At 65.6% G+C, this 18,025-nt stretch carries 19 protein-coding genes; 7 read left to right on the top strand and 12 right to left on the bottom strand.

Annotation, left to right across the window (positions count from 1 at the left end; genetic code table 11):
• Positions 1-22: 22 nt before the first annotated feature.
• Together uriT and ACV530_RS20315 are read right to left on the bottom strand one after the other, a co-directional pair.
• The gene (gene uriT, locus ACV530_RS20320; protein ID WP_494334090.1) at positions 23-1,438 is read right to left on the bottom strand and encodes a uridine transporter UriT; all 1,416 of its coding nucleotides are present in this window, start codon (positions 1,436-1,438) and stop codon (positions 23-25) included.
• A 343-nt stretch (positions 1,439-1,781) separates the two neighbouring features.
• Entirely contained in the window at positions 1,782-2,255 is a 474-nt protein-coding gene (locus ACV530_RS20315; RefSeq protein ID WP_494333973.1) for a peptidoglycan-binding domain-containing protein, read from the bottom strand.
• A gap of 434 nt (positions 2,256-2,689) precedes the next feature.
• On the opposite strand from ACV530_RS20315, the gene ACV530_RS20310 reads away from it, so the two are divergent.
• Positions 2,690-3,811 (top strand): TolB-like translocation protein, encoded by a 1,122-nt coding sequence (locus ACV530_RS20310; protein WP_494333972.1) that lies wholly within the window; start codon positions 2,690-2,692, stop codon positions 3,809-3,811.
• Between the two features lie 557 nt (positions 3,812-4,368).
• On the opposite strand, the gene ACV530_RS20305 is transcribed toward ACV530_RS20310, so the two are convergent.
• From ACV530_RS20305 to ACV530_RS20295, 3 genes are all read right to left on the bottom strand, one after another.
• A complete protein-coding gene (locus ACV530_RS20305) occupies positions 4,369-4,824 on the bottom strand; it encodes a hypothetical protein (protein WP_494334089.1) in 456 nt (151 codons plus the stop codon).
• Positions 4,825-4,906: 82 nt separating this feature from the next.
• On the bottom strand, positions 4,907-5,245 hold the full coding sequence (locus ACV530_RS20300) for a hypothetical protein (RefSeq protein ID WP_494333971.1): 339 nt from the start codon (positions 5,243-5,245) through the stop codon (positions 4,907-4,909).
• 567 nt (positions 5,246-5,812) lie between these two features.
• Positions 5,813-6,130, bottom strand: a complete 318-nt coding sequence (locus tag ACV530_RS20295) for a hypothetical protein (RefSeq protein WP_494333970.1) — start codon at positions 6,128-6,130, stop codon at positions 5,813-5,815.
• Positions 6,131-6,224: 94 nt separating this feature from the next.
• Between ACV530_RS20295 and ACV530_RS20290 the strand changes: the two genes are divergently transcribed.
• The gene (locus tag ACV530_RS20290; protein WP_494333969.1) at positions 6,225-6,488 is read left to right on the top strand and encodes a GntR family transcriptional regulator; all 264 of its coding nucleotides are present in this window, start codon (positions 6,225-6,227) and stop codon (positions 6,486-6,488) included.
• Positions 6,489-7,071: 583 nt separating this feature from the next.
• On the opposite strand, the gene ACV530_RS20285 is transcribed toward ACV530_RS20290, so the two are convergent.
• The 5 genes from ACV530_RS20285 to ACV530_RS20265 form a co-directional block, all read right to left on the bottom strand.
• On the bottom strand, positions 7,072-7,797 hold the full coding sequence (locus ACV530_RS20285) for a hypothetical protein (protein WP_494333968.1): 726 nt from the start codon (positions 7,795-7,797) through the stop codon (positions 7,072-7,074).
• A 31-nt stretch (positions 7,798-7,828) separates the two neighbouring features.
• Positions 7,829-8,797 carry a hydroxymethylbilane synthase gene (gene hemC, locus ACV530_RS20280; protein WP_494333967.1) on the bottom strand — a complete coding sequence of 323 codons (969 nt, stop codon included), beginning with the start codon at positions 8,795-8,797 and terminating at the stop codon, positions 7,829-7,831.
• Positions 8,703-9,266, bottom strand: coding sequence for an NUDIX domain-containing protein (locus tag ACV530_RS20275; RefSeq protein ID WP_494333966.1), 564 nt, complete (start codon positions 9,264-9,266; stop codon positions 8,703-8,705). Before ACV530_RS20275 ends, hemC begins: the two co-directional genes overlap by 95 nt.
• A gap of 451 nt (positions 9,267-9,717) precedes the next feature.
• Positions 9,718-9,948 (bottom strand): hypothetical protein, encoded by a 231-nt coding sequence (locus tag ACV530_RS20270; protein ID WP_494333965.1) that lies wholly within the window; start codon positions 9,946-9,948, stop codon positions 9,718-9,720.
• Entirely contained in the window at positions 9,945-10,370 is a 426-nt protein-coding gene (locus tag ACV530_RS20265; RefSeq protein ID WP_494333964.1) for a hypothetical protein, read from the bottom strand. Before ACV530_RS20265 ends, ACV530_RS20270 begins: the two co-directional genes overlap by 4 nt.
• 112 nt (positions 10,371-10,482) lie before the next feature.
• On the opposite strand from ACV530_RS20265, the gene ACV530_RS20260 reads away from it, so the two are divergent.
• Both ACV530_RS20260 and ACV530_RS20255 read left to right on the top strand, forming a co-directional pair.
• A complete protein-coding gene (locus ACV530_RS20260; RefSeq protein ID WP_494333963.1) occupies positions 10,483-11,319 on the top strand; it encodes a helix-turn-helix domain-containing protein in 837 nt (278 codons plus the stop codon).
• On the top strand, positions 11,316-11,525 hold the full coding sequence (locus ACV530_RS20255; protein ID WP_494333962.1) for a DUF397 domain-containing protein: 210 nt from the start codon (positions 11,316-11,318) through the stop codon (positions 11,523-11,525). The genes ACV530_RS20260 and ACV530_RS20255 overlap by 4 nt, the downstream gene beginning before the upstream one ends.
• 173 nt (positions 11,526-11,698) lie before the next feature.
• Here the strand turns inward: ACV530_RS20255 and ACV530_RS20250 are convergent, their stop codons facing one another.
• Positions 11,699-12,400: an XRE family transcriptional regulator gene (locus ACV530_RS20250; protein ID WP_494334088.1), complete on the bottom strand. Its 702-nt coding sequence runs from the start codon at positions 12,398-12,400 to the stop codon at positions 11,699-11,701.
• A gap of 201 nt (positions 12,401-12,601) precedes the next feature.
• On the opposite strand from ACV530_RS20250, the gene ACV530_RS20245 reads away from it, so the two are divergent.
• Positions 12,602-13,105, top strand: coding sequence for a glycine-rich domain-containing protein (locus ACV530_RS20245; protein ID WP_494333961.1), 504 nt, complete (start codon positions 12,602-12,604; stop codon positions 13,103-13,105).
• Between the two features lie 442 nt (positions 13,106-13,547).
• Here ACV530_RS20245 and ACV530_RS20240 read toward each other — a convergent pair whose 3' ends face one another.
• Positions 13,548-13,904: a hypothetical protein gene (locus ACV530_RS20240; RefSeq protein ID WP_494333960.1), complete on the bottom strand. Its 357-nt coding sequence runs from the start codon at positions 13,902-13,904 to the stop codon at positions 13,548-13,550.
• 979 nt (positions 13,905-14,883) lie between these two features.
• On the opposite strand from ACV530_RS20240, the gene ACV530_RS20235 reads away from it, so the two are divergent.
• Positions 14,884-16,113, top strand: coding sequence for an IS110 family RNA-guided transposase (locus ACV530_RS20235; protein WP_494333959.1), 1,230 nt, complete (start codon positions 14,884-14,886; stop codon positions 16,111-16,113).
• Between the two features lie 12 nt (positions 16,114-16,125).
• Complete coding sequence (locus ACV530_RS20230) at positions 16,126-16,425, top strand: histone-like nucleoid-structuring protein Lsr2 (RefSeq protein WP_494334087.1); 300 nt, start codon at positions 16,126-16,128, stop codon at positions 16,423-16,425.
• The last annotated feature ends 1,600 nt before the right edge of the window (positions 16,426-18,025 follow it).

Below are 18,025 nucleotides of genomic sequence, written 5' to 3'. Positions count from 1 at the left end.
ACACCTGTGCCTATGCCTATGCCTACGCCTGCGCCTCCGCCGAGACCGGCTTCGGGATCAGGAAGGACGTCGCGATGGCCGCGCCCAGGATGACCACACCGGCGATCATGCTGGCCGTGTACCCGTCCGGCGAGGTCGCGTCGGAGGGCAGAGCGGCGGTGTTCACCGCGTACAGCAGCGCGAAGCTGAGCCCCGCCCCCAGGTTGAACGCACCGGCGTTGAGGCCGGGCAAGAAGCCCGGGTTGTCGCTCGGGGAGTGCACGATGCCGAGCCCGTTGAGGACGATGTTCGCCACACCGGCGTACGTGATGCCCACGAGGATCGAGCCCAGCAGCAGCATCGCCTGCGAGTGGGCGGGGAGCGTGACGATCATCAACACCACCGAGCCCACGGCCCCGACGAGCCCCAGCCGCAGCACGCGGCCGTAGCCATAGGTCGCGGCGAGCCGGCCGGCGAGCGGGCCCATGGCGAGACCGGCGAGCGCGTACGGGGTGAGCGTCCACCACGCGGACTGCTCGGCGCTCATTCCGAGACCGGCCTTGGCGTCCTGCGCGAAGGCCGGGATCAGCCCGTTCATGACGGCGAACACACCGGTCATGGTGAGCACGGTGGTCAGCAGGGTCGCCCAGGTCGAGCGCTGCTTCAGATGCCGGATGGCGACGAGCGGATGCCCGCTGCGGCCCTCGGTCCGCCAGAACAGCCCGAACGCGATCGCGGCGACGACCGTGAGCCCGCCGACCAGGCCCCAGTTCGCGGCGGCCAGCTTCCCGGCCTCGTTGAGCGCGGTCAGCAGCGACCCGACGGACACGACGAGCAGCACCACACCCGGCCAGTCCATCCGCCCGGCGCCCTCGACCTTGCTCTCCGGGGTCATGACGGCGGCCATGGCGGTGGCGATGGCGGCCACGACGGCCATCGCCCAGAACACGGCCTGGAAGCCGTGCTTGTCGGCGAGGAAACCACCGGCGAGCGAGTCGACACCGGCGACACCGCCGTTGACGGCGGTGATCATGCCGAGCAGGGTGCCGTAGCGCTTGGGCTCGGTCACCTCGACCCGCAGCATGATCAGGCACAGCGGCACGGTCGGCCCGGACGCGCCCTGGAGGATACGGCCCACGAACAGCATGGGCACGCTCGTCGCCAGCGCGGCGACCACACACCCGACAGCCATCAGGGCCAGCATCCCGACCAGCACCTTGCGGCGGCCGATGAGGTCACCGAGCCGCGGCAGGAACAGCGAGAAGAGAGCCGCGGACGTGAAGAACGCGGTCTGGGACAGCCCGACCTCGGCGGCACTGGCCCCCAGGTCGTCCTGAATGCTCTTGAGCGCGGGGCTCAGCATGCTCGCATTCAGCTGGAAGGCGATGCACGCCGTGAGCAGCGCGGTGACCAGCACGCCCACGCGGACGGCACGGTTGCCGCTGCCGCCCTCGGCGATGTCATCGCGCGCGGCGGCACGGTCAAGAATGATCTTTTCGGCCAACGAAGAGCCCCTACTTGCTCAGCAAACGGTGGTGCGGAGGATCCCGCGGAGCGCGGCCCAGGGCAGCTCCTCGAGGGGGTGCGCCGGGTGCGTATGTCTCCGGCGGGGCGAATGCCGGTTTTCCCGACGCGCCAGTGATCCGGGGACAAAGGTACCGGCTGCTGTCAAATCGCCTCTGCGGCGGGGGTCACAAACGCACGTACCACTACCCTCCGCATCCGATCCACTACGACTGGTGGGTACCGCGGCCCACTAGGGAGCGGGCCGCGGTCTTCGGTTCGCGGTGCGAGGATCCGGCTCAGCAGGGGTAGAAGGCGCTCATGTCATTGGCGAACCGCTTGAACGCGGCCTTGGTCCCCGATCCGGCGATCCCGTCGTTGGCACCGCTGTAGCCCCAGCCGAACGCCAGCATGCGCTGGAGCGCCTCGATGGTGTGACGTCCGACGATTCCGTCGATCCGGTCGGTGTAGTTCCAGTACTTGGCGAGCCAGCGCTGCATCGCCTTCCAACTGTTGGTGCCCAGCAGTCCGTCGATGGCGCCCGTGTAGCTCGCGGGGGCTCCCCTCAGGAAGCACTGGGTGTTCTTGGCCTGCTGCGTGCTCAAGCCAAGGTTGTTCACCGCGAGGACGGAGACGTCCTGAACACTCACCGCCGGCTTGCCGGCCGGCTGGGACGCCGCGAAGCCCGCACTCGCACCCGCCAGACTCCCGGCCGCGATCCCGACGGCGGCGGTGACACTGACGAGCGTTCTGGCCAAGGTGTTCGATCGCATACGTTTCCCTCTCGGGTCGTAGGACGCCACCTGCCGTGACTGCCGCTCAGGTGGCGACACGAGAGTGCGCGGCAGACGGCACCGGCCACCACAACTGCCCCGGAAATGACGCACTCGTGGGACGTCCCACGTACCGGCCAGCAAAGAAACCGCCCGCCCTGACGATCCGGCGAGACGACCGGCCTCCTCTGGCTGTTCTTGTGCGGTGCCGTCCGTTTCGATCGCTGGAGGCGCGGCGGCTGAGCCCGCCCGTGTGCGCAGACCGACCGACCAAACGGGCGGTCAGACCACCAGCACCGCGTGCAGCGCATTGGCCGGAATGCGCCTCTCGACATGCCATGTACGCATTGACCCCCACAACCCTGTCGCGGTTGGATCCTTGCGCTCCTCCGGTAGTGAACTGGAGGAGGGACCGTGTCCTTCCTGGGGGGAATATGAGGAGAACCACGAACCGAAGCATCACCAGACGTGTGCGGGCCGCCCTGAGCACGGCGGTCGCGGTCTGCGCGGTCACGGCGGTGCTGCCCACAGCCGCATCGGCCGTACCCACAGCCGCGGCCGGCGGCCTCGGAGCCGGTGTCGAGAGGATCAGTGTCGCGGCCGACGGCACCCTGGCCGACGACAACTCCGCCGGCGCCTCGATCACGCCCGACGGCCGCCACATCATCTTCTCGTCGTCGGCGAAGAACCTCACACCCGGCGGCACGACGGGGGGCGACAGGGCGTACGTCCGCGACCAGAGGACGGGGCAGATCAAGCGGATGGGGGACCTGGCCCCGCTCCAGCCCCCGGTGATCAGCGGTGACGGGGAATACGCCGCCTATCCAGTGAAGTGGATGAGAAACATACGGATTCGCCAGTATCAGGTGAGCACGGGATGGACGGTTTCCACCGACTGCGAGGCTTACAGCTGCAACCAGCCTTCGCTGAACGCGGACGGCCATTCCATGGCCCTGGCCATCCTTATCAAGCGACCGTCGTCGCCCGAGCACCAGCGCATCGAGATTCAGGACGCGAAAACCGGCGGCGTCAAGGTGACCGTCGCCGAACTCGGCCACACCTCCCCGTCCCGTCCGTCCATCAGCGGTGACGGCCGCTACGTCGCCTACCAGGACAGCGAGGCGGGGGACGTCTTCGTGTGGGACCGGACCACCGGCACCACCTCCGGCCCGATCGAGGACTCGTCCGCGGGGGCGGAACTGGTCCAGCTCAGCAACGACGGCAGCAAGGTCGTCTACCTCTCGGGCTCCGACACCTACGTCTACGACGTGCGCTCGGGCACCGACCAACTGGTGCCGAACGTACGGGGCGTGGCCATCGATCCCACCGGCCGTTATCTGCTGTACGCCCCGAACGGCACGAACGGACCGTCGTCGCTCACACTGCACGACCTGCAAACAGGCACCGACGAGACCGTCTCGAACCAGCCCGCCTCGGCCGGGACCAACGCGGTCAGCGCCGACGGGCACGACGTGATCTTCCAGTCCACGGCCGCCGACATCGTGCCCGGCAACACCAACGGCAAATCGCACATCTACGTCCGCCACTTCTCCTGACCACCCGGGCACCCGGCCCGGACAAGGCCCGGAAATGCAGAAAGACCCCAGCTCAGCTGGGGTCTTTCGTCGGTGTCCGAGGGGGGACTTGAACTCTCGCCTCGGGCACCGGCCCAAAGGGATCCTGACCTGCGGAAACGCCAGCGTTGAGGCCCTTGGGGCCGCCCAGTCGTATCTGGGCTTTCCTGCGGGTTTCCGGGTGTTGCTGACCGCTGTTGGTCACGCGTTGGTCATAGGGTCATGCCACCGCTCACCGCTGATGACCTGGGCAGAGTGTTGACTCTGAAGCGGGCGCGCACAGTGGAGGGTTGGACTTCAGGAGCACAGCGGAGGAACAAGGTCCTTCCTCTTCGTGCCCGTTGACCAACTGGACGCCGGGAACACTCCCTCGGTCAACGAGCTGTCTGCGGCCACGGGGTACGACGCTCGCCTCGAGGTCCTCTCGCGCAGCGGGTTGGGCTGGGTGCTGCTACACGACGTCGACGAGAGACCGTGACTGCCTTGTCTCCAATGGCGCTCCAGGCCGTGCGCAGCCTCCGCTACGGACAGCGGGAGTCCTAGCTGCGGACGTTACGGGCGAGCCAGGGGCTGAGCATGTTGCGCAGGATCAGTTCTTTGTAGGTCTCATCGCCGGGCAAGGGGACAACCAGCCACTGACCCGGCGGGAAGAATCTCGTCTTGACGAAGGCCAGACCGCCGTAGACGGACCGCAGGAACGCCGGGACGGAGTCCCGGGGAACGTCTTCGAAGTCCACGCCGTCGAGAGTGATTTTCGCGTCGTCCTCTGGGAAGATCCGGACAGTTACGGCGGGCGAGCCCCCCAGCTCAAGGAATGCCTCGTGTGGCAGCGAGCCGTCCGGGTCGAGGACTGCGAATGCCCCAGCCGAGGTGCGACGGGACGTCTGGTCTGCGCCGATGTCGTCGGTGACGGTCAGCTCCAGGCCGTGCTCCTGCGCTATCTCACGTATCGCCATGACAGCAGCCTCGGTGCTCGGCAGATGCGGATGCTTCATGATCTCGATCATGCCTCACGGGTAGTGGCGCACCGCGCCGATCACGGGGCGCACCGTGACCCAATGGGCAGCTCTCGGGCAGTCAGACACGCGGTCGAGTGCTGACACGGCGCAGTACCCAGGGAATGCCGAGGCCGATCAGCAGTCCGCACCCGGAAGCGACGGTGCCTTCCTGGATGCGCGTGTCCGCTTCCCCTGTGCACACCTGTTCCAGGGTCTTCTGCTCGTGGGCGCTACCGCCGCTGCCCTGGTTGACCACGCTGGGGTCAAGCTCAACCTGTACGGCGTTGTCGGAGGAGGCTCCGGGCCCGCAGGTTGCCACGGTCATGCCGAAGGCTTCCACAGGCGGCAGGGGGAGTAGGAGTAACGCCAGAGTGACGATGAAGCCGATGCAGGCGACCGCCACCCCCAGCAGACGCATAGTGGGATGTTCTTGCGGAGGTCGTGCCGGGGACGGATGTGGCCGCGGCCGGGTGGGTTGGTCCCATGGAGGCTGGCTGCTCAAAAGGCCTTGCTCATCAGTCATGGCGACCGATCATAGGATTCCTCACGGCACACAACTGACCGTTTCACCCGATGGAGTTACCTGGGTTCCTCTCGCTAAGAGCGGCGTCTCATGCCGCTTCCACCCTCCCGTGCGTGGGGCTGTCGAACTGACCCTCATGCAGGGTTCCGCTCTCGCACTCCGTGACCTCGCCGAGGATGGTCACGTAGGGCCCTGCTGCCGTCTCCATGGCGGTCATGACAGCAGAAAGCCCCGCCTGGCAGCAGCCGAACGGGGCGGTTCTTGCTCTCAGGAGCTACACGTCATGCCCCTCGTCGCTGGAACCTGCCACGCATAGGGGGCAGGCGTAGAGAGTGCGGCCGGGGCCGCTGATACCGGGGGTGTGGCCGACGATGGTCCATGCGACGGTGAAGGTGCCACAACTGTGGCAGGCCACGGGTGGGTGGAGAGCGACCTCGGTCACGGGAATCCAGTCGGCAAGGCTCACGCGGACACCCCTCTACCGGCGCGGCGGGCGTACTGCTCGAAGTGGTCCCCGTCGTACCTCACCAGGTAGTCAATGCCGATGGCGGCGAACCGTGCGGCCCAACGATGCTGCCGCTGCTCCAGGCTGAGGCCCTGGTCCTCCTCGGCGTTGAAGATCGCGCGGACCTCAGCGCTACTCGGAGTGCTCCAGCCCCTGAGCCAGGGAGAGAGGGGAACGGGTTCCGGGGTGGGCAGGGGTGTCGTCGTCTTGGTGGTGGTCGGGATGGTGGCGTGTCGGCGGGTGCTGGGCAGCAGCAGCCGTAGCAACCGGTCCAAGGTGCAGAGGATACGATCGAGCGAACTCCTATAGGTACGTACAGGTACGTTCTCAGACGCGCGGGCTGAATCTCAGTTGTCTAGGCTCGCCCTCATGGCAGCGAGCGTCATCGACTACGACTCCCCGGTCCCGCCCTATCGGCAGATTGCGGCCGACCTGATCCGTGACATCCAGTCGGGTGCACTCGCGGCTGACCGCCCGGTGCCCTCAGAGGCATCTTTGATGCAGACGTACGGGGTCGCGCGGAACACCGCCCGGAACGCTGTGCGCTTCCTCCGGGAAGAGGACTACGTCTACACCGTCCCGCAGCGCGGCACATATGTACGAGACCGGGGCAAGGTGGACGGCCCAACGTAGAAGGGCTGTGCCGTCGCTACAGCCTGGACATCTGGTGCGAGAGTCCCGCCCGGCGCCTCGGGGGGAAGCGCACGAGCGGGGCCGGATCGAGGTCAGCTGCGCGTCCTGCGCGGGTCGTCGCGCCGACTGTCCGGGCCGCCCATCTGGCCGGTCCCATCACACTTGGGGCACGCGTGCACAAGCTTCGTGCCGTTCGATAGCTCCTCGGTGATGTAGCCCACCCCATTGCACGTGCCGCACATTTCGACCCCTCCTAGCTGTGTTCGATGCGCCCTGTTCCGTTGCAGCCGTCGCATTGGTGCTGCAACCCATCTTTGGTCACGTACCCGGTGCCGTTACAGGCAGGACACGGCGTGTCGCCCATGTTGGTGTTTCCCTTCTGGACGTGGCACCCGCCCATCCGACTGAGCGGGATCTTAGAGCCTTCCGGTTGTACGAGAGGCCCGCCGGAAGAGCAGTGGTGCACCCGCCCGGCCGCTGACCGTCGCAGGGGGACCGCCCGGGCGGGCAGTCCTGCCTCTCTGCGGGGGCAAGGGCACCACAACGAGCCGCTGTTGCAGGGCTCAGACAGAGGGGCAGGGGTCTATGGGGCCACCCGACGCGCGTTCGACATCTTCCCGAGCTGCGCGGTGACGACGGCCTCCGGTACCTCGGAGGCCTTGCCGCGGCCGGCGAAGTTCGGCGCGTAGAACGTCGCAACGATCGACCCGGACCGTACAACCCGGAACACCAACGGGACGGCATCACCCTCGACTTGGCCAGTGACCTGATATGCGAGCGAATCGTCTCCGGCCTTGGGCGCGGGCAGCTCCTTGACCGCGGAGTACTTCGACGGCCCAACGTCGCCACCGTGTGAGGTGAAACCGCCCGCGCACTGCTTCACCGCCTCGCGGAGGCGGGCGACGACGGCAGGCGCGTCGGTGTGGGCAGTGAGGAACAGAGTGATGCCCTGGAAGATGTCCTCGGTCTGGCTCTTCTGCGTGATGCTCCGGTAGACGGACGCAGACGCTGCGGGCTCCGGCGCACCGTTGATGACAGCAACAAGCGGCTGACAGGCAGCGGTATCGGCCTTCTCCTTGCCGGGCCCGGAATCAGCACCAGACAGCGGCCCAACGGGGAAGCCCTTCACATCGTCCTTGGTCAGCACGATCTTCTCTAACTCAGTCTTGGAAAACGTCCGTCCAGCAGCGGCCGGCGAACCGGACGACCGCACCGCGGTCGATGAACTCCCGGATGACCCGCCGCTACACGCGGCCGTGAACCCCAGCGCGACGACGAGCGCCAGACGTGCTGTCATGCGAATCCGCATGCTGTCCTCTCATTTCCTTGAGCTGCGGATGTCAGTGAGGGATGCCCTCGATGATGTCCCGCGCTCCCTGCCGCAGCAGTTTGGCGCAGACGCGGGTGCCCAGGACGCCGGGGTCGTTGCTGGCTTCACCCCAGTAGTGGGCGTGGACGAACTTGGAGCCGTCGCGGGAGAAGACCATGCCGCGCAAGGAGAGTTGGCCGTCGGACTCGGTGACGCAGTGCCCGGCGATGGGGCTGTTGCAGTGGCCTCGTAGGCCGTGCAGCATGACGCGCTCAGCGGCGATTTCCGTCATCGTGCGTTCGTCGTTCAGCCGTGCCAGCAGGTTGGCGGCAGGGTGATCGTCACGACGGCACTCGAGGCCGAGGGCGCCAGCACCAACGGCGGGCAGCATCTCGTCAACGGTGAAGACCTGCCGACCGCGATGCGGGATACCAAGGCGCTCGAGCCCGGAAGTGGCGAGCACCATCGCATCGAGCCTGGTATCGATCTTGCGTGTGCCGTCGAGCTTCTCAACGCGATGGCCGACAGTGCCGCGGACACGAACAACGCTGAGGTCAGGGCGTACGCGGTTGATCTGGGCTTTGCGCCGGACAGCAGACGTGGCGACGGTGGCGCCGGGAGGCAGATCGTCAAGGGTGCGCCGGTCGGATCCTTCGGGGAAGAGAAGGACATCGCGCACGTCATCGCGGGGAAGGTAGGCAGCGAAGATCAACCCGTCCGGCAGGGGGACATCTCCGGGCACGTCCTTGACGCAGTGCACAGCCATGTCGACGTCACCGCGTTGCAGCATCTGATCAATCTGCTTGACGAACAGTCCCTTGCCGCCGAGCTTGGCGAGGTCGCCCTGCCACATGTCCGCCTCAGTGGTGACGGGCACAACCTGAACATCAAGGTCGGGCTCGTGCTTACGCAGCAGGGCGGATACCTGCTCGACCTGGGCAAGGGCCATGGGTGAACTGCGGGTGCCGATACGCAGGGGGCGGGCAGGGAAGTCGGTCATGGTGTTCCTTCCGGGATCCGGGTTTCACGGTAGGTGGTGGCGCCGGGCGCTGGAGCCACGCTGCGATGCGAGCCGCGATCCTGGGATGCGCGAGCACAAGATCACCCACGGGTATCCAGCGCCAAGCGGCAATTTCATCGGGTTGTACGAGGATGCGTTCCGCCTCGGCCGGCTGGAGTTCGGGACCGGCGAAGACGAACGTGAGCCGGTCGCGGCGGCCTTGAGTGGTTGCTTGCAGCCACTCAACGGCAACGAGTCCGTGTATGCGCTCACCGAGGTCAAGGTTCAGCTCTTCACGGACCTCACGCTGCGCAGCGTCGAGAGGGGACTCACCCGGTTCGACGAGACCGCCGGGAAGCATCCATGAAGCATCCTGCTTCGCAGAGGTCACAACGAGCACGTCGCCCCGGGGGCTGGTGATCAGAACGGAGGACCTTACAGGGTGCCCCGGTGCAGGCTTCGGGGTCATGAGCCCTGCCCATGGTGTCGTATTGGCCGGTGAGTTGGTGTGGTTCGAGCCGGGTCCGGGTCACCACCGCTGTACCGCGTCAACCAGAATCCAGACGAACTCGACAGAGACAGCCGCCAGGACGGCACAGGCCCACACGATCGTTACCGCGACCTCCCTGTCCCCCCAGCCCCTCGCCCGGCCCCTTTGCCAGCGCCAAGTAGCCGCGGCTTCCTCGTCCGCAGAGACCCCCATTGACTCTTCCTCCCAATGCCAAGTCACCGCGCCCCCTTGTGGTCTTCGGCCAGGTGGACGCCCTTCGCCTTGCGGTACTCGTCAGCCTCCTCGTGGCTGCCCCTCCGCTCGGCAGCACCGATCAAGCGGCTAAAGCGCCCGCACACGGGGCACGGGAGCGCCGGTTGAGCGGCCCAGTTGATGCGCGGCCCGCCCGTATGCGGCCGAGGCCGGGGAATCATGAGCGTCCCCCCGGCAGAGCACGCAGCGGCCGATTCGACGCCTGACGCTCCTTGCCCTCTTCCTCGACGCACCGCGCGCACTTGCAGGGCGACCAGCGGCAACTCACCTGATCGTTCTTGGCCTCCTTGGCCGCCGACACGTGAATGGTCGGCCCCCAGGTCCGCCCGCTGTTCCGCGACACCCGCATCGTCATCTTCGTGGACGGCAAACTGCTGCTGTAGGTCATCGGATGACCTCCGACGGGGACTCCCCGGCCGGTGACTCAGGCGACGGTTCCCCCACGTAAGTGGTGAAGGCAGGCAGCGCGAGCATCCATTCCCGGAAGTGCAGCTTGCCCAGGTCCGAGTAGGCGATCTCGTCCTCGCTCCGGGCAACGAGCCCCGTGACCTGCTGGGTCCTCAGCAGACGCTCGGCCTTGTACCAGTTCCTCCGGTCGGTCCGGATGCTGGTCAGGGGTGCCACGTCGTAGTACATGGCGCGCACGAACCGGCCGCGGGCCTCGGCATCGGCGCAGAGATACGCCAACACCTCTTTGGCGACTCGCTCGTCGTCGATGCAGGCGTAGAGGACGACATGCACCTGATCAGGTAAGCCGCTGGCCGCGTTCGCGATGTTGCGCCGACGGCCTTTACAGTCAGGTGAGTTCACGCTCACGTCTGCTCCTCTCCGTAGCGCTTCTACTACCGGGGAGGTTCAGCGTGACCCACGCCAGGGCACCCTTCAAGCTGTTGGAAGAGAACGAAAGGTTGGCGAACGGCCCTTGAATCGCAAGGAGTTGAACCCAGATGCGTCGCCTCAAGCAGCCTACGGGGCGCGTTTACGCAGCTTGCGGGAGTCTCGCGGCTGGACCCAAGACGACCTTGCCGCGCGCACGGAGTATTCCAGTGTGCATATTTCGGCAGTTGAAACTGGTCGGAAGCCTCCGACTCTTCGATTCTCGCGTAGCGCAGACAAGGCCTTCGGCCTTGTGGGCACAGCAGACGCATTCGAGCGTCAGTACCGCGAGATCAAGCACGGTGCGCTGCTGGAGGGGTTCCCGGAGTACGTGAAGTACGAGGGCCGGGCCGTAGAGATCCGGCTGTATGAGATCGGGATCATCCCTGGCTTGTTGCAGACACCCGAGTACGCGCGGGTGCTGGCTGATAGCGCCGTGCGGCGGGGCGCCATTACACCCGAACAAGCAGAGGAGCGCGTCTCGTTCCTGGCGGAGCGACAAGCATCACTGGTACGGCCCCAGCCACCCATGGTGTTTGTGACGATGGATGAGAGCTGCATCCGTCGTACTGTCGGTGGGATCGCTGTCATGGACGCCCAGTTGGCGCGTCTGGTCGAGTTCGCCAAGTTACCGAACACGCTGCTACAGGTAGCGCCGTATGTGATAGGCGAGCTTCGTACGTTTGACCTGCCCGTCAACCTCTTGACGTTGCCGGACCGGTCCTTGATCTGTTACACCGAGTCCCAAGCTCAAGGAAACCTAGACCGAGAGGGTACCTCGGTAGTGCCCATGTTGACGGCCTACCATCAGCTACAGGCCGAAGCGCTGTCGCAGGCGGCATCTGTGGCCATGATCGAGCAGGTACGAAAGGGCACACCGTGACGACCGATTCCCCCCGCTGGTTCAAGTCTTCCCACAGCAACAACGGCGGCAACTGCCTCGAGGTCGCCACCAACCTTGTCACCACGCGCGGTATCGTCCCCGTCCGTGACTCCAAGGACCCGAACAGCCCCGTCATGGACTTCCCCGCGGACGCGTTCTCTTCCTTCGTGGCAGGCGTCAAAGCCGGAGAGTTCGGCACCGCCTGACCACTCCTGACTACCCGAAGTACGTTACGACGCCCGCCGCTCCACCCCCTTCGGGGCGGCGGGTTTGGCATGTCAGGCAGAGAGACCGAAGGGCACGAACAGAGCCCCGACCTGCTATCAGCCGGCCGGGGCTCCTTCACGTCCGTCAGACGGTGACGATGAGCGTCCTGTGGTCAGGGCTTGCGGTTGTAGGCGTCCATGGTGGCCTTGGCAGTGGACGCGTCCTTGAAGGTCAGTTCCCAGGGCCCCGTGTTCACATCGAAGTCCTTGCCGAAGCCGACCCACTTCCCCGCCATCTTCCGGCCCGTGGGCTCGATCAGCAGCTGAATCGCCCCGTGGTAGACAGCGCCAGCGTAGTAGCCATCCCGGGCCGTCTCCTCGCGCCATGTTCCGGTGACGACGTTCCCATCCACGGTCAGGTCCATGGTCAGCGGGGAGTTGGGATTGGAGGACCCCTCCGGGAGAGATCGCGCAGTGAGCTTGTTGCCGTGCTGGAGAACGACAACGAAGTGCTCGCCGGTGAAGTCGGCTCCGCGGCCTGATGAGTGGTACTCGTACCGCGACAGCCAGATGCCCGACAGGATGCCGTGTTCGTTGTGCTTGGTCATGGGGACAGCACCTCCTGGGGCTGTTGTGGCTCCCACCTCTACCGCCTCTCGTTGCGCTGCTCCGTGGCTGCCCGGCATAGGCAGCGTGAATCCCAGGGCCTCGACGGGAAGGCCCGTGACGCGCTCTATGGCCCTGGCGTACACAGGCCGAGGGCACAGAACTGCCCCCGACTCCCACCGCTGCACATTGCGCTTTGCACAGTCGTTTGGTTCGCCAACCTCCTTCCCGGCCTGGCGTATGGCGCGGGCCAGGTCGTCTTGCGACATGCGCAGGCTGATCCTGACAGCACGAAAGATCGCGTTGGGCTCGGCCACGTCTTCGACAGTACGGCTCCGGGCGTCAGTGGGGCAGTGGATTTGACCGGTCACTGACCCCGATATGACGCCTTGACGGTCGCCGCGCGGGCCCGCTCGGCCTCGGTACACCTGTCATCGCACAGTCACTCCACCACGAGGAAGAGGGGCAACATGACTGTTCCTTTGACGCCTGGGCAGGCTTCCGAGCCGGCCCTGGTGACCGATGTGCGCACACTGCTCGGTGACGTGTACGGCGCTGTTCGGGCCACCGTCATGGACAACAACTCCGACATGTCGGAAGAGACCGCGGGCCGTGTCGTCGACGAGGCCCTGAAGTTCATGGCCACGGCAGCGAGGTTCCCCAACACGGGCCTCGTGCCGTCGAGGACAGTGGACGAGGGCTGGCACGCCCTGATCCTTCACACCCGGACGTACGGCACGCTGTGCGATCGTCTGGGGCTGTTCGTCCATCACACGCCGGAGCGTCCCGACCCAGGTCGCTACGACGTCGCGGTCATCGAACGCACCACGGCTCTGATCGAGGAGGCGGGGTTCTCGGTCGATGCGGAACTGTGGGGCAGTCCTACGGAAGGCCTGGCCCTGGCCGTGGCGGCAAACTGCCAGCACTCTGACGACGGCGGCCCGATCGTCATCATCCCCAAGCCCCAGGGCTGAGGGCGGCGTACGCTGCTCCGAAACGGAAGGGGCAGTGGGCCAGTGGAATGGATCGACCCCAGGTATGCCGACCTCGTTGAGGCGATGCGGAAAGCCCGAGCTCTCGCCGCTCGCGAAGGTACCGACCGGCGGGTGAGAGGGTTCGTCGTCCCGACGGAGCACGACAGCACTGAGTGACCCCAGCAGGCCCCTCCTGGGCCAGCGGCCGGAGCCCCGACCTGCCATCAGCGGGCCGGGGCTCCTTCATGTCCATCAGACGGTGACGACGAGCTTCTCGAAGCCGGCGGGCAGTCCCGCGGATCCTCCTCCGTCACGAGGACCTGTTTGTCGTCGCCGTACCCATGGCCGGCGCCCACTCCCACACTTTGGCCTGCTCGAGCAGGCAGGAAAACCATCACCAGGACAGGCAGCAACTGTGAGTTTGAGGCTGCGACCCTGCGGATCAGTGGGATGCGTCGCTCTCCAGTTGCCTCGCCGCCATGCGAGCCAGTTTCTTCGCTCGCTCGGCGAAGATCGGCTCAAGGTTCTTCTCGTCCAGTGGCGGCGGGTACAGCACGGTGTCGACGAACTTCGGAAGTTCGTCCCGAAGCACCAACAGAACCTTGCGCCGCACCTGGTCGGGAAGTTCCTCGACAAAGATGTAGCCGGACATCATCGAGGCATAGACGTCCTCCCGAAGGGCGTCGTCCTCGATCCGCTGGAGGATGAACTCCCCGACGGGCTCGAACAGGCCACGCGTTGCAAACCATGCAAACTCGGTCGACGTCACGTCGCCGGAGAGCGAAATAAGCTTTGACATGCTGCTGCTTCCGCCTTCGTGGAAGGGCCTGCCGCAGCCACCATACGGCAGGCTGGCGGGTGGGGGCCCTGCATGCTCATCAGGCAGCAACCGGGACAAGCTTGCCGAGGGCCCATGGCCTGCCCAGGGGCCCCTAGACTCCCCGCATGGCACAAAAGATCATCACTATCTACACAGACGACCTAATCCCCTAGTAGCAGCAGGTCGACGAGGCTCTGGCTCTTCGGATCTGTTCGAGTACTGGGGCGTTGACATCTTGTTTCAGCCCGGCAGGCCATGCCTTCCTGCAGAGCGGTGCGAGGTCCTGGTGCTTGTGGTGGCGACCACGTGGGCGTCGAGCGGATGCCCGCATACGACTCGGCTCTCCAAGCCTTCCGTGAGAGCGGCGCCGTTCGGTGTCTTCGAGGTCGTCACCACCGGAAACGAGCTGCTGGTCGGGTGGGTGCCGGGCGAATGCCTTTGCTAGACCCGGCGTCGACGCCTTGTGCTAGAGCGGCGGCGCCCGGCGCCTTCGTGGCCGGTCGGCTTGTGTTTCGTGGTGAGCTGCGTGGGCGCCGGACGGACGCCTGACGCTGACAGTGCCCTGATACCTCCAGGCAGACCGCGCGGCGCCCGGCGCCCGCGCGGTTCACCACGGTGCGGTGATGAGTGTTGGCGCCCGTGGGCGCCGGATGGATGCCCAGTAAACGCCTGGTCGGGAAGCCCTTTCCACAGAGCGGCAGCATCCGGCCCCTTCGGGCGTCAACACCGTTACCGAGATCACTCGTTGGTGTTGGTGGTGCGAGCCCGCTGCATGGTGACCTCTTGAGAAGCCCGAGCCGTCCGAGCTCCCGGCTAGACCGAGGCCCCTGGGGTGAGCTGGTGCCACGAACGGCTACTGAGGTGGCGGACCGGCTCTTGCGCTGAGTCCTGGGATTAGGTCGCTGCGTGGCCCGCATGAGCTCGTGACCTGCGCGAACTACACCATGGGGAGGAACTCTTGATCTACTGCGGCATCGACTGGGCCGAGCGTACACACGACGTCGCCCTGGTCGACGACAGCGGCCGGTTACTGGCCAAGCGGCACATCACCGACGATGCCGCGGGCTACAAGATCCTGCTGGACCTGCTTGTCGAGTACGGCGACAGCGAGGCGAACCCGATCCCGGTCGCGATCGAGACCTCGCGGGGCCTGATCGTGGCGGTTCTACGGACCGGCAAGCGGAAGGTCTTCGCGATCAACCCGATGGCCGCCGCCCGCTATCGCGACCGGCACTCGGTCTCGCGCAAGAAGTCCGACCCCGGCGACGCCCTGGTGCTCGCGAACATCCTGCGCACCGACATGCACGCACACCGACCGCTGCCCGACGACAGTGACCTGGGCCGGGCTGTCGCCGTCCTGGCCCGCGCTCAACAGGACTCCTTATGGAATCGCCAGCAGCTGTCCAACCAGCTTCGTTCACTGCTGCGGGAGTACTACCCGTCCGCCTTGGCGGCCTTCGAGCCCTGGCGCAACGGACTGTGCCGACCGGAGGCCCGAGAACTCCTGAAGACGGCCCCGACGCCGATCCGGGCCGCGCGGCTGACCCGCACGCAGCTGGAGGCCGTGCTCAAGCGGGCCGGCCGCAAGCGGGGCATCGCGGCCGAGGCCCAGCGGCTCCGTGACGTCTTCCGCTGCGAATGGGCCCACCAGCCACTGCTGGTCGAGGACGCGCTGGGCAAGCAAATGCTTGCGCTTCTGGTCCAGTTGGAGGCCGCCTGCACCGCAACCGACGATCTCGCCGAGGCGGTCGAAGAGGCTTTCCCTCAGCACCCGGACGCTGAGATCATTCTCAGTTTCCCCGGCCTCGGCATTCAGCTCGGCGCCCGGGTGCTCGCCGAGATCGGGGACGACCGGACCCGCTTCGCGGATGCCCGCGGCCTGAAGGCATACGCCGGCGCCTCGCCCATCACCAGAGCCTCCGGAAAGAAGTCGAGCATCACCCGCAGGTGGGTGAAGAACGACCGGCTCAACCACACCGGCTACCTCTGGGCCTTCGCCGCGATCACCGCCTCGCCCGGCGCCAAGGCCCACTACCGGCGGCGCCGAGACGACCATGGAGACTGGCATGCCGCCGCCCAGCGCAACCTCTTCAACCGCATGCTCGGACAGCTCTACCACTGCCTCCAGCACCGCAAGCTGTTCGAAGAACACACCGCCTTCCCCGTCCCGCTCATCGCAGCCGCTTGACACGTAAGGCGCCTGAGGTGTCTCACGGGCGAAGAGACCCAGGAGGCGCAGACGCACACCTTCTCCCTGGACGGTGTGGCGTACGAGATTGACCTGAACCCTGACTCGTACGAGCAGATGCTTCAGGCGATGGGCCCCTTCATGAACGCTGCCCGCAAGCAGGGCAGGGGCAAGCGGTCGGCAGGTCGCATCGCTCCTCCCTCCGAGGACACGGCGAAGATCAGGGCCTGGGCCAAGGAGAGCGGTTACAACGTGAGTGAACGAGGCCGAGTGCCGGCCGAGATCCGCGAAGCCTTCACCAAGGCCCACTGACCTACTTGAACACCGAGAGGCCTCCCACATCATGGGGGGCCTCTCTGCTTTATGGCACAACAAGTAAATGAGCATCAGAGAGCTTCTGAGTTTGTTTGATAGGCCCCTCAAGGGCCGGTGATGAGATATCTACCCTCAAGGAAATAGAGGTAGAGGGGTTAATTAAGAGGATTACCTTCCCCCTATGGGGGGACTACTCTCACTACCTCACCACTCACTCACTACCCCTACCCTCCCCCCTGGAGGGGGAGGGTAGGGGTAGATAGATCAGGTCAGGGGCCGGGGGCATATATCCCCCGGCACTAATTAAGTAGGTGTGATCGGCCTTGAAACCGCACGCCGAAGGCTAGAAGTGTGACCGAGGGCACATCTGTGACCCTCGAGAGGCCACTAATTCACCGCTAGAAGGCCGACTGAAGCTTTCAAGCCTCGAAAAAGGTCCCGGAAGACCCCTGTGAGGCGTTTTTAAGCCCCGGAGGGCCCCGTGTGGGTTGACCAGGGTGTTCGTCCGCCAGGCGGGCACTCAGAGGCTCTGAAAGTTTGATACCCGCACACGGTCGGAAAGAGGCACCCCCGGTGGGTCCTTTTTCTTTCTTTCTAGGCATTACCCCCGGGTGTATTTGTATCACGGGAGGGGAAATAAATCAATGGTTGTACACGGATATTGTGTGGCTGTTTTGGCTATTCGGGCATGTCCGCGATCCGGTTCACAGTGAATTGGGTATTGCGGGATTTGGAATGTGCAAGAGAAATGGATCGTGGTCTTGTCGCATTGAATGTGGCGGGCCGCTGTGTGCGTCCCGTGGGCACGATGCTGCGGGGCTGTCTAACTAACGAACTGGGTGCTCCTCATTCAGGTGGGTGGCAGCACCAGCGAAACGGCTGTGTTGTCCGCCTGTAGGGCGGACGACTGGATACCTAGGGGTGGACATGTTCAAGAACCTTCGCGCTCGTTTCGTGGCCGGTGTGATGGCTGGCGTGGTGCTGGCTCTGGGTGGTGGCACGGTCGGCTTCGCCATGGGTGAGCAGGGCAAGCGGCATGCGGTTGAGCGCGTGAGCGTGGATGCGTTCAACGACGGGTTCACGGACGGGCTGTGCGCTCCCTCGAGAAAAGGCCCGCGAGTGCGGGCCGTCGAACGAAGTTGGTTAGTCCCTCCCCGACCAGGTGCGGCTGGAGGCCTTCTCCTGCGCACTGTTCAGGGACTCAATCGCTACAGGGAGGTGAGCCTCACGCCCTCTGGCCCCTCCGTTACACGGAGGCTCTTGAGTAGATGAGACAGGGGACGGTCGACGAATTGCTCAGGTACGGCTACATCGGCTACAAGCCGACCATCTCCGGGGACTGGTCGGCAGGCAATGCCGCCAGTGGGATTCTCTTCGATTTTCGCAAGGGCGAGGATAGTTCCGTCCTGCTTGTAGGCCGCGTAGACGCGCATGGACGCCAGCCTTTCCTTAGAGGATGTCTCACGTGGCGCTGTGGTGACGTGCGGCATCATGGTCGCTTGTGAGTGTTGATCTTTCGCGGCGGCTGGTTCCTGACGGGTTGTGGGAACTGGCCGCTCCGTTGCTGCCATCGTTCAGGTCCCGTCCGCAGGGCGGT

This window comes from Streptomyces sp. SX-6 (assembly GCF_059089585.1).
The sequence above is the reverse complement of the archived record's forward strand: the minus strand, read 5'-3'. Positions and strand labels throughout refer to the sequence as shown.